We start from the raw sequence: 11,618 nt of genomic DNA, 5'->3' as shown, positions 1-11,618 counted from the left end.
CTTAATGATCCGTTTCCAGCAAGTCACCCTCATCCGCGGTATCAAGCCGCTGCTCGACAAGGTCGATGTCCTCCTTAATCCGGGCGACAAGATCGGCCTGATCGGGGCCAACGGCGCCGGCAAGTCGAGTCTCTTCGGCCTGCTGCGGGGTGAACTGCATCCGGACCAGGGTGATCTCAGCTTTCCGCCCACCTGGCGCGTCGCCTATGTCGCACAGGAAACGCCTGCATTGGACCGGTCGGCCATCGACTATGCCATCGACGGCGACGTCGGCCTGCGCACGCTCGAAGCCCGGCTGACGCAGCTGGAAAGCGAGGCCGATACCGCAGAAAACGGCCTGATGATCGGCGAGCTGTACGGCCTGCTGGCCGACGCCGACGCCTACACGGTGCGCTCGCGCGCCGAACAGCTGCTGCTGGGCCTGGGGTTTTCGCTGGCGCAGATGGACGAACCGCTCACGAGCTTTTCGGGCGGCTGGCGGATGCGCCTGAACCTGGCGCAGGCGCTGATGTGCCCGTCGGACCTGCTGTTGCTGGACGAGCCTACCAATCACCTGGACCTGGACGCCATCATCTGGCTGGAAGACTGGCTCAAGCGCTACCCCGGCACCCTGCTGGTGATCTCGCACGATCGCGACTTCCTGGACGAAGTGGTCAACGTGGTGGTGCATATCGACGACCGCAAGCTCAAGCGCTATTCGGGCAACTACAGTTCGTTCGAGCGCCAGCGCGCCGCGCAGATGATCCTGGCGCAGGGCATGATGGAAAAGCAGCAGCGCCAGCGCGCGCACTTGAAGTCCTTCATTGACCGCTTCTCGGCTCAGGCCAGCAAGGCGCGCCAGGCGCAGAGCCGGATCAAGGCGCTGGCCAAGCTGGAAGAAATCGCCCCGCTGCGTCCGCCGGCAGAGTTTTCATTCACCTTTCGCGAACCGCTGCGCGCACCCGATCCGCTGCTGATCATGGACGGCGTGCAGGCAGGCTATCGGCTGGGCGAGCCGGAAGACAAGAATGCGGCGCACAAGGTCATCATCGATGGCATCAATTTTTCGCTGCAGGGCGGCCAGCGTATCGGCCTGCTGGGCGTGAACGGCGCGGGCAAATCGACCTTCATCAAGACGATCGCGGGCGAGTTGCAGGCCTTGAGCGGCGATACCGTATTCGGCAAGGGCCTGTCGATCGGCTACTTTGCGCAGCACCAGGTCGAAATGCTGCGCCACGACGAATCGCCGTTGTGGCACATGAACAAGATTGCGCCGACAACCCGCGAGCAGGAACTGCGCAACTTCCTGGGCAGCTTCAACTTTGCGGGCGACATGGCGACGGCATCGATCCGGCCGTTTTCGGGCGGTGAAAAGGCGCGGCTGGCCTTGGCGCTGATCGTGTGGCAGCGGCCGAACCTGTTGCTGCTGGACGAGCCGACCAATCACCTGGACCTGGAAACCCGCGAAGCGTTGACCATGGCCCTGGCGCAGTTCGAAGGCACCCTGGTGTTGGTATCGCATGATCGCCACCTGCTGCGGGCCACGACCGACCAGTTCGTGATCGTGGCCGACGGCGCCGTCAAACCCTTCGACGGCGACCTCGACGACTACAAGAGCTGGCTGTTCAAGACCAAGCTTGCCGCCAAGGCGTCGGCGGCGCTGCAATAGGCAGGGCCGCAAGGCTGTCTCACGGCAGCCTGCGGGCGTACCGGGCAGGGGTGATCGGCGACTCGATCACTGCCGTGGCCTGCGCCGTCTCGGTCGCCAGCTTTTCCAGTGCGATCTTGTCTTCCTCGAAAACAAGCGCTTGGCGCGCGCGTTCAAACGCACGCCAGGCCTGCCGTCGCGCAGCGTGGGGCAGTTCGCCATGGGTGCACAGGCTGATCGCGCGCAGGGTTTTCTGGAGCCGCACACCGATCTCGACGAAGCCCGCACCGTCGCGTGCGATCGGATCGAAGGTGTCAAAAATCAGGTCGGACTCGTCCAGCTCAACCAACGTGACACAGGGGAAACGGACGTGGCGGCCCGAATGATCCGTCGCTGGCAACTCCGTGACACCGCCTGATATCCCTTTATTGGCATCTCGCCGTTCCTCCGCCACTGCCGTGTCGATCAGGATGCGGGCGATCGCCGCGATGACACCAATGGCCGTTCCGGGATCGTTGGTGGACGGGGACAAGGCCCGCTGCCCGATCTCCGCCATGACGATGAGTCCGAACCTCGGATCCTGTTCGAAGCTGCGTTCCGCGCCAATCACGAAAGCCACTTCCAGTCCCAGCAAGGTGGCCATATCCAGGCCGGGCGATTCGTCCCAGAAGGCGACCGGGTCGGCGGGATGCACCATGGCACCAGGGCGTACGACAACATGCAGGGTCACGGCCGCTTTCTTCGCGGCGGTGTTCAGGCGCTCCATGTCGATGTGTTGAAGGTAGCCAGTGCGGGTGACGTGGAGCGCAACACCATGGACGGGCTGCCCCGGCGCGGGGTGCGCGCCGAGAAACGGATTGCGCCGAAAAGCCTGCAGTGACGTCGTTGCGGCCTTTTCGACCGTGGCAATGGTCGTACTCATGCGGCCGATCGACGAGAGCGTCTGAATCCATCGCAATAGCGAAACGATGATGTAGACAAGCACGCCGATCGTCCCGGCCAACAGCACGAAACGGCCCGCCGGTCCGTAGTATCCGACGCCCAGGGCACACAAGGCGATGATTGCGTAAATGAACGCAGCGATGAAACTGGCGATGGCCGACTGCGCACGATCGTCGGCCATGACCAAGCGTGTGGCGCGAGGGGTGGCTGACGTCGACGCGGAGGTAAAGGCCCCGACCAGGATGGAGAGCGAAAACGTGCTGACGGCAAGCATGCTTGACGCGATGATCGTCAGGAGACTCTGCAGCGTTTCGCGCTCGATATCGGGCACGGCACTGTCCGGCACGTAATAGTTTGCGCTTGCACCCGCAAGCGCAGCGAACACGGCAAAGATGCTCCAGAGGGTTGGCCGCCACCACATCTGCGACTTCAGACGGTGCCATAACAAAGTCAATCGGAACATGGCTTCTCGCGATTCGGTGCAGGCCCGTCATCCTATCCCGGCCTGAAGGCCAGCCACGTAAGGCACGGTAACTCTGCGTGCGGGAGGACATCACTCTGACCTGCGCGTCGCGCCAACCCGCGATCACGGCAATCGGTGTGCGACCCTGCCTCCCGCTCAACGACCCGGCGGGTCCCGCTTGCGACGCGAACGGATCACCGGCTCAGGCAAGGCCGCGGCCGTAACAGCGATCAGCTCCGCCGCCCACCGGCGGTCATCCCACTGGTCGCCAGGAATGGCAAACCAGGGTTTGGCGCCGGGAAAGGGAAAGCCCTCTTCCACGTCTTCCAGGTAGTCCCGCCCTGCGTCAGTTGCTTTCAGATAGACCTGATCGCTCACCACCAGGGCAACCACCTTGCCATCGCAATACACCGCGTACTCGCCGAACATCTTGCGCGAGGTCATGATGCCCGCGTCGGCAACTTGCTCGAGCAGGTAGTCGATGGTGCTCTGGCGGGTGCCCATGTCGGTCCGCCCGGAAGATCAGGCAGGGGTTGGCGCGGACGTCAAGGCATCGACGCTGATCGTGACCGACATGGATTCCGTCTTGCCCGGTGCGACGACCAGCAGGTCATCCCACACCCGGGCGGTTTCGATGCAGACCATGCGCTGCCACGCATCATCCGGAAATTGCGACAGACGCGCAGCTTTGTCGATCCAGGGATTCCACACCACCGCCGACCGCGACTGCGACGCCTCGATATGAATGCGGCGCTGCCATCCCGGATCCACGATGTCGATCGCCCGATCGATGCCCGTGTAGATCCGGTCGGTCTCGCCTTCGATGCGGACCGGACCGGTCTGGGTGACAGGTTCCCAGTTCCTGAGTGTGTCGATATAGGCGGTGTCTTCAAGACCTTCGATCGTGATCTGGCGGCTGTCGCTGACCGCAAAGTAGGTGTGCAGCGCCTGGCTGACGGTGATCGGCGCATCGCCGAAATTGTGCGTGCAGAGCTGAATCTCGAGCGTCTCGCCCATGCGAAAGCGGATCAGCAGGTCCGCCGGGTGCTTCCACGCGCCGGACCCGTTGGGCATGTGGCAATGGAAATCCATGACGACGCGACCGAATTCGGCGGTCGCCGCACCGGGCTCCCAGTCGACGCCGCGCACGACGCCGTGGGCCGGCGCCGCCGTGTCGGGCGCGAACATGTCACGCACCGCCGACGGGTTTCGCGCCAGGTCGCCAAACCAGGGCCAGCAGACTGGCACACCGCCCCGCAGCGGCTGGCCGCGCAGGAACTTCGCGTCATCGCTCAACCAGACAATCGGCGGCTGGCCATGCGGCGTGTAGCTGAGCAACTGCGCGCCCTGCGTGGCAATGAGGGCTTCCGCCCACTGGGTGCGGACACGCCAGCAGGCAAGTTCGCCAATCTGGACGGATTCGATCGTGGCGGCATCGGGCGCGGCGGACATACGGGTGTTCCTTCGGGACGGCGGCGTCATCGGGGTGGCGGGTAACAAAGCTGCGAAAGTATGGCGACTTTTTCCGCTGCTTGCCACACCACCCAAACGGCTGGCACATCCGCTAACGGATTGATGGTACGGGTGGCATCGCGTCGGTGCGCGGCGCCGGGCGAATCGGGCCAGCCACATCGGCGTGCAGGACGCGGCTGATATACCGATAGTAAGACGCGCGGGGGTAGGACGCGTGATCGTGCGACATGCGATCGCGGCGAGCGTCGAATCCGCGCGTCGGGGCCCCTGCGTCTGCATGGCTGGTGGTCTGCGCAAAAACCGCAAGGGCGACCGCTTCGATTGCCGGAAGTCGCTCCGGCTCCGCGGCTTCGACCAGAACAATGAACTCGTCGCCCGCCGGCCCATCATCCTGATTCGGCATGGCTTGGGGACCGGCCGTGCGGGCGCGCCCGGCGGTGACCCGTGTCACGATCTCGTTCACGCCGTCCGCCAGCAGGCGGCGTACACCCGTTGCGATCACGGCGTCGTTGGTGCCGTCCGGCAACACCATGCGCAGCACCAGCAAGGCGGCACCTCGGGTCACGCCTTCAACGGCGACGCGTGTGCACGGCTTGCGCAAGAAATGTTGAAACGCCGTGCGCATCGACGCGCTCCACGGGGTCGGATGATCGACCAGGTCCTGATAGGCAGGCGTCTCCAGCGCGGACAGGCGCGCCAGGTCGTACAGCGTGAAGTAACGCGGCTGGCCCGGCCGGGTCGCGACATAACGCGTGCCGGCGACAAAACCGGGCGTCCAGACCCGCTCCGGCACGTGCTCCAGCGTGTGCCACCGCTCGTATTCGACGATGCGCGACGGATCGATATCGTTCCAGAGGGCAAGGAAGGCAGACGCTGCGGTCTCGGGCGGGTTCATCGGCGCGGCTTCCTGGGTCGGGGACGGCGTTGCCCCGCCGCAGCGTCATCCGCTGCTCCGGCCACTGGGCCTGGTTCGGACGGGTGTTCCTGCAATCGGGCATCGCGACGGTTCGTCTCGGCCTGCGCCCGGCTTGCATCCTGCTGACTGGCCAGCTCGCCTTGCAGCCGTTCACACGCAGCCTCCCATCGGCTGCTGTCTTCCCGTGCCGCCGCCAGCCGGCCTTCTGCTTCGCCCAGCCGGCCTTGCAGCGATCCGATCTGATTCTGCAGCGTCGCGGTGGCGCGCGCCTGCTCGGACATGGTCTCGGTCAGCCGCTGCTGCACCTGTTCCACTTGTTTGCCGAGCCGATTGTTGCGCTGGCGTTCCTGGTCCAGATCCAGCAGGGCACGCCGTTCGATGGCCAGGTGACGCGCCTCGGACGCGGCGCTGTCCTCCCGAAACCTGTCCAGCTGGGCGTTGAACGTGGCCAGGTTCTTTTCGCCCTCGCCCTGGGCCGCCAGCAATTCCTTGCGAGCGACGTCCCGTTCACTGGCAGCAATGGCTTCGGCCTGCCTGGCGGCCGCCAACTGCCGGACATGCGCGGCGTGATCGCTGGTGCGTTGTTCGGCCAGGCGCGCATAGGCGGCTTCGCGATCGCCCAGCCGGGCCGCCAGGTCATCCGCGCGCCGCCGTTCAGTGTCGAGCAAGGCGCTGAGCCTTGCCTCAGCCGCTTCAAACGCTGCCGCCTGGTCTCGCGCAGCCGCTTCGGCCGCCCTTACCTGCTCGGCTGCCTCGTTCCGAGCGGCAGTCAGGCCGTCGACCGCCGCCTGCTGCGCCAGTGTCCACATTGCCGCCATCGACTCGGCTGCCGCGGTTTTCAGCGCGTCCGGCAGATCGGGATGTTCGATGCGCACCCGGCTTTTCTCACGCAGTTCCTGCCAGAACTGCCGAAGCGCGTCGGACGGCACCGACATGCTGCCGCGACGCACCAGCTGATAGAGGCGATTGACCGTTGGCGTGATGCCATAGCGCAGAAACATCAGCGCGCACACCTCTTTGTAGAGGACCTGCGTGTTTGAAAACTGCTTTTTCAGGTCTTCAACGTCTGCAGCCAGCTGGTTTTCGAGGTCGGCGGGGTTGGTCATGAACGATCCTAACGTAATAGCGGATATTACTACGTAATACGTAATGAATTAGAATATCAGTAATATATTTTTGACATTATTGTTCTACTGTCAAATAATGACGCCGACCGGCTTGAAAGCGTTTGTTCAGTCAGACGCTGGAATGGGTCGGTGGCGCTCGGGGGTCAACTGGACCGACTGAAGATGGATTGGGGTGTGACACAGGAGATGGTGGCGTAATGACTCAAACATGGGTGCCGGCGGCCGGCAACCTCGGCATCGACGCATGCCCCATCGCCCCTTCCGCTCCGCACCACTCCCCTGCCCTGTCGACCTTCCAGACCCTGCTGCAAACGCTTTCCGCCGATCTGGATGGCAGCGCCGGCAGCAATCGCGCCGTCGCTGCGCGGTCGCAGATTGCGGCGAACGCCGACATCGATGCGCTCAAAGCCTGGCTCGCCCGATTTGCGCAGACCAAAACGACCTTTGACAGTTACCGCAAGGAGGCCGAACGCCTGCTGCTCTGGTGTGTCATCGAGCTGCGCAAGCCGCTGGCGTCCCTGACACATGAAGACTTGTTGGCCTACCAGCGATTTCTGGCCGACCCCCAACCCGTGGACCGCTGGGTCATGCCCGCCGGCCGCAAACGGGCGCGGGGGGATCCAGGCTGGCGCCCCTTCGCCGGGCCGCTCTCCCCCGCCAGCCAGCGCCAGGCCATCGTCATCCTGAACACGCTGTTTTCATGGCTTGTGCACGCCGGTTATCTGGCCGGCAATCCGCTGTCGCTGTTCAGGCAGCGGCAACGGCACGCCGCCCCTCGTGTCGTGCGCTACCTGGATGACACGATGTGGGATGAGGTCAAAACCACCATCGCGGGTCTGCCCCGTGATACCCCGCGGGATCTTGAGCACTATCACCGCGCACGCTGGCTGTTCACGCTGCTGTACCTGAGCGGCATGCGGATATCCGAAGTTGCCAACAACACGATGGGGGCTTTTTTTGCACGGCGGGACCGTGCGGGTGTCACACGTTGGTGGCTCGAGATCCTGGGCAAGGGCGACAAGCTGCGACTCGTGCCGGCCACCACCGAATTGATGGACGAGCTGGCCACCTACCGCCGCGCGCTGGGGTTGTCGCCCGAGCCTGCGGTCGGCGAAACGCAGCCGCTGCTGGCGCCCATCGGCGGCAAGGCGCGCGCCATGACACGCAGCGCCCTCCACATCATCGCCAAGCAGGTGTTCGCGCGGACCGCCGACCGCGTGCGCGCCCGGGGGCCCGAGCACGCGCACACCGCGGACATCCTTGCCGCGGCATCGGCCCACTGGCTGCGCCACACGGCCGGGTCCGCCATGGCGACCGGCGACATGGACTTGCGCCACGTGCGCGACAACCTGGGCCATGCGTCACTGACCACCACCAGCCGCTACCTGCACAGCGACGACGTTGCGCGCCACCAGGCGACCGAAGACGGCCACCGCCTGGGGTGGTGACCGATCGTGTCGGTCATAATGTCTTCCATGCACTTCCACGCACTGCCCGCGACGCTGCGTGCGGGTTCCGGCTCCGGTTCGCCTGCACGTTCGGGTCAGGGCCGGGTTCAGGGTCCACAGGGTAATTTTCCCCATGCTTCACCTTCGCTTCCTTGCCGTCTTGTCGGCCCCCCGCTTTGCCCGGCCTGCCATTTCTCGCACGTCGCGGCTCGCCGCACAGGCATTGGCGCGGGCGCCGGTGCGCGCATTGGCCCGGTCAATGACAATCCTTGCCCTGGCGGCGGCCTCGGCCAGCGCCGCGGCCACATCGCCTGCCCCGCTGCAGGTCGCCGCCTCGACCGGCAAACCAGCGCGCTCGGGCGCGTCGGTGTACAGCGTCAGTTGCGCGTCGTGTCACACCTACGGGATGCGCGGCGCCCCCAAATTGACCGACAAGGCCGCATGGGCGCCCCGCCTTGCGCAGCCGCCCGGCACCCTGACCACCCATGTGATCAAGGGCCTGGGTTGGATGCCGCCCCGCGGCACCTGTTCCACCTGCACCGACGACGAGATCAAAGCCGCCGTGGACTACATGGTGTCGCGGCTGCCCGCGCCCTGATCCCCTACAGCGCAAACCCGCTCCCCTATCAGCAAGGCCTTCCATGCCCTACCTTCAGCTCGACGTGAACGACCATTACCCGGCCGACGCCAAACAGCGGCTCGCCGCCAGCATGTGCGAGACCTATGCGCGCATGATGTCGGTCGACATCCGCCGCATCAGCGTAGCGATCCGGGAACTGGGCGAAGGTGGCGTCTGGCGCATTGAGGAACCCGGCAGCAACCCGATCCCCGTATCCATGCTCATGCTCGACATTCGCCGCGGCAGGCCGGCCGAACAGCGCATGGAAGTTGCTCGTGCGCTATGCGCTCACTGCATCGAGATCCTGGGGCTGGCTGAGGACCGGCTGAACGTGGAGTTCACCCAGCACGACGGCGACGAGATGTACCACCCGGCGCTCGGCGGCTACAGCCCCGACTGGACGCCAGGCGAAGCTTGATCCGGCGGGAGTGCTAGCGGCAGCGTGCTCTCGCTGCCAGAGTGCAACTACCAATTCGGGGACCCTCTACTCACCGGCACCGTACTAATCACAGCGCCGAAAAAGCTTGCCCACCGGAGAACGATCGTTCTACCATGCACGACATGACGCCCCGCCATCCCGACCCCAGCCCCGCGCTTGATCCCCTGGACCGCCTGCTCGAAACGACCGAGTCCCTTGTCTATCGCGACGGCATACACGCGACGGGCATCGACGCCATCGTCAAAGCCTCGGGCGCGTCCCGCAAAACCGTCTACGCACACTTCGGGTCGAAAGACGTGCTGGTGGTGGCCGCCTTGCGGGCCCGCCATAACCGCTGGCTGCACTGGTTCCGCACCCGGACGCTGGCGGCCGGGAACGATGCCGCCAGCCGGCTGCTCGGCATGTTCACCGTACTGGAAAGCTGGTTTGTCGACCCGGGCTACCACGGCTGCGCATTCCTGAATGCAGCGGGCGAAATCGGCGATGCGACGTCGGCGATCCGGATGCTTGCACGCGAGCACAAGGCGGACCTGCTGGCCTTCATTCATGAAACGGCTTCCGGACTCGATGCGTCCGACGCCGCCCGCGCTGCCCTTGCCCGCCAGTGGCTGATCCTGATCGACGGCGCGATCGCCGTTGCCCTGGTCAGCGGCAATGCCACCGCCGCGCAAGACGCGCAGGCGGCCGGCGCCGCGCTGCTTGCCGCACAGGGGGCGACTGGAACCCCGTCACCCCCTCTTTCACCCACCCACTGATAGGTCCCGCCATGTCCGACGCCGAGCGCCCGCCCCTGCCTCCTTTCAACTACGCGACCGCCACGCTCAAGGTGCGGCTGGCTGAAAATGCGTGGAACGGCCGTGATCCGGCCAAGGTCGCGCTGGCCTACACCGTCGACAGCCGCTGGCGCAACCGGAACGAATTCGCTACCGGCCGCCCGGAAATCATTGCGCTGCTGGAACGCAAATGGGCACGCGAGCATGACTACCGCCTGATCAAGTCCCTATGGGCATTCCATGACAACCAGATAGCTGTGCGTTTTGCGTACGAATGGCACGACGACCAGGGCAACTGGTTCCGGTCGTATGGCAATGAGAACTGGGCGTTCGATGCCGCCGGCCTGATGGCAGAGCGGCACGCCAGCATCAACGACCTGGCGATCAAGGCGTCGGACCGGGCCTTTCTGTGGCCCCAAGGCCGTCGGCCCGACGACCACCCGGGGCTGGAGCACTTCGGCTTCTGATGATTTCCCAACCGGCGGCGCACAACCGCCACGCGGCAGCGAACGGCACGTTCAACCGGCGCGGACAAAGCGCCGCTTCCGTCCTTACGCGGCCGCCGTCTGCGCCCAGAAGGCATCCAGCTGCACCACCCAGCGCGCCTTCTCCTCGTCGGTCGCAAACGCCGCTTCCAGGCTGTTGCGGGCCAGCAGATACGCGGTCTCTTCGCCCAGCGGCAGCGCCTCGAACACCGCCAGATAGTTGGTGTTCAGATAGCCGCCAAAGTACGCGGGATCGTCGGAATTGAGCGTAACGGCCACGCCGGCGTCCAGCAGGATGGGCAGGCTGTGCGCCGTCATGTCGTCGAATACCTTCAGTTTCACGTTCGATAAGGGGCACACGGTCAACGCGATTTTTTCTTTGGCCAGGCGTATCAGCAGCGACTGGTCTTCGATCGCGGTCACGCCGTGATCGATTCGTTCGGCGTGCAGCAGGTCGAGGGCATCCCGAATGTTCTGGGCCGGGCCTTCTTCACCGGCGTGCGCCACACGGCGCAGGCCCAATGCTTCGCAACGGGCAAACACGCGGGCGAACTTTTCGGGCGGATTGCCTTTCTCTGACGAGTCCAGCCCGACGCCGATCAGCCGCGGCACGGTCTTGAAACAGGCTTCGGCAGCCGCCAGGGTGGCGAAGGCATCCTCTTCCGGCAGGTGGCGCAAGAAGCACAGGATCATCCGGCTCGACAGGCCGTGCCGAGATTCTGCGTCGTCCAGCGCGCGGGCAATGCCGTTTACCACCACGTCCACCGGCACGCCGCGGGCCGTATGCGTTTGCGGATCAAAGAAGATTTCGGTGTGGACGATGTGGTCGGCAAGGGCGCGCTCCACATAGGCCCAGGTCATGTCGTAGAAGTCCTGCTCTGTCAGCAGGACGCTGGCGCCGGCGTAATAGATATCCAGGAAAGACTGCAGGTCGGTAAAGGCATAGGCGTCGCGCAGGGCGTCGACCGACGCATACGGGAGGGTGACACCATTGCGTTCGGCCAGGGCGAAGATCAGCTCGGGCTCGAGCGAGCCTTCGATATGCATGTGCAGTTCGGCCTTGGGCATGGCGCAGAGCCTGCGCGCCAGCGGCGAATCCGAAAACGAGGTGTTGGCAGAGGTTGTGGGGGCAAACAAGGACATGGTCGGGCTCCGTGGCAACTCGACGCGCACGGCGAACGAGGATCGATTGTCGCGCGGCCACAAAAATGGGGGCGCTGCGGCGCGCGTTCAGCGTGCTTGACGAAGGAATGTGTTCCACTTGAAGACACGTCCGGCGCCCGGAATGCGGGCCCGTCGCCTGGTG

General features: G+C 65.0%; 12 protein-coding genes. 6 read left to right on the top strand and 6 right to left on the bottom strand.

Annotated elements, in window-relative coordinates; genetic code table 11:
• The first annotated feature begins 4 nt into the window (after positions 1–4).
• Positions 5–1,648 carry an ABC-F family ATP-binding cassette domain-containing protein gene (locus IE116_RS04120; RefSeq protein WP_189610010.1) on the top strand — a complete coding sequence of 548 codons (1,644 nt, stop codon included), beginning with the start codon at positions 5–7 and terminating at the stop codon, positions 1,646–1,648.
• A gap of 19 nt (positions 1,649–1,667) precedes the next feature.
• Here IE116_RS04120 and IE116_RS04115 read toward each other — a convergent pair whose 3' ends face one another.
• The 5 genes from IE116_RS04115 to IE116_RS04095 form a co-directional block, all read right to left on the bottom strand.
• On the bottom strand, positions 1,668–3,032 hold the full coding sequence (locus tag IE116_RS04115; RefSeq protein ID WP_189610008.1) for a DUF2254 domain-containing protein: 1,365 nt from the start codon (positions 3,030–3,032) through the stop codon (positions 1,668–1,670).
• Positions 3,033–3,188: 156 nt separating this feature from the next.
• Positions 3,189–3,536, bottom strand: a complete 348-nt coding sequence (locus IE116_RS04110; protein WP_189610006.1) for a TfoX/Sxy family protein — start codon at positions 3,534–3,536, stop codon at positions 3,189–3,191.
• Positions 3,537–3,554: 18 nt separating this feature from the next.
• A complete protein-coding gene (locus tag IE116_RS04105) occupies positions 3,555–4,484 on the bottom strand; it encodes a D-hexose-6-phosphate mutarotase (RefSeq protein WP_189610004.1) in 930 nt (309 codons plus the stop codon).
• Positions 4,485–4,596: 112 nt separating this feature from the next.
• The gene (locus IE116_RS04100) at positions 4,597–5,400 is read right to left on the bottom strand and encodes a hypothetical protein (RefSeq protein WP_189610002.1); all 804 of its coding nucleotides are present in this window, start codon (positions 5,398–5,400) and stop codon (positions 4,597–4,599) included.
• Complete coding sequence (locus IE116_RS04095) at positions 5,397–6,527, bottom strand: DNA-binding protein (protein ID WP_189609999.1); 1,131 nt, start codon at positions 6,525–6,527, stop codon at positions 5,397–5,399. The genes IE116_RS04100 and IE116_RS04095 overlap by 4 nt, the downstream gene beginning before the upstream one ends.
• 218 nt (positions 6,528–6,745) lie before the next feature.
• On the opposite strand from IE116_RS04095, the gene IE116_RS04090 reads away from it, so the two are divergent.
• The 5 genes from IE116_RS04090 to IE116_RS04070 all read left to right on the top strand — a co-directional run bounded on the left by IE116_RS04090 (position 6,746) and on the right by IE116_RS04070 (position 10,294).
• A complete protein-coding gene (locus IE116_RS04090) occupies positions 6,746–7,996 on the top strand; it encodes a tyrosine-type recombinase/integrase (RefSeq protein ID WP_189609997.1) in 1,251 nt (416 codons plus the stop codon).
• Between the two features lie 259 nt (positions 7,997–8,255).
• Positions 8,256–8,594 (top strand): c-type cytochrome, encoded by a 339-nt coding sequence (locus IE116_RS04085; protein WP_189609995.1) that lies wholly within the window; start codon positions 8,256–8,258, stop codon positions 8,592–8,594.
• Positions 8,595–8,637: 43 nt separating this feature from the next.
• On the top strand, positions 8,638–9,033 hold the full coding sequence (locus tag IE116_RS04080; RefSeq protein ID WP_189609993.1) for a tautomerase family protein: 396 nt from the start codon (positions 8,638–8,640) through the stop codon (positions 9,031–9,033).
• Positions 9,034–9,176: 143 nt separating this feature from the next.
• The gene (locus IE116_RS04075; RefSeq protein WP_189614432.1) at positions 9,177–9,809 is read left to right on the top strand and encodes a TetR/AcrR family transcriptional regulator; all 633 of its coding nucleotides are present in this window, start codon (positions 9,177–9,179) and stop codon (positions 9,807–9,809) included.
• Positions 9,810–9,820: 11 nt separating this feature from the next.
• Positions 9,821–10,294, top strand: a complete 474-nt coding sequence (locus IE116_RS04070; protein WP_189609991.1) for a nuclear transport factor 2 family protein — start codon at positions 9,821–9,823, stop codon at positions 10,292–10,294.
• Positions 10,295–10,378: 84 nt separating this feature from the next.
• On the opposite strand, the gene IE116_RS04065 is transcribed toward IE116_RS04070, so the two are convergent.
• Complete coding sequence (locus IE116_RS04065; protein WP_189609990.1) at positions 10,379–11,455, bottom strand: adenosine deaminase; 1,077 nt, start codon at positions 11,453–11,455, stop codon at positions 10,379–10,381.
• Positions 11,456–11,618: the final 163 nt, after the last annotated feature.

The organism is Pigmentiphaga litoralis (genome assembly GCF_014651835.1).
Classification (GTDB): Bacteria; Pseudomonadota; Gammaproteobacteria; order Burkholderiales; family Burkholderiaceae_B; genus Pigmentiphaga; species Pigmentiphaga litoralis.
Note: the sequence above shows the minus strand (reverse complement) of the source record. Positions and strands in the feature narration are given on the sequence as shown.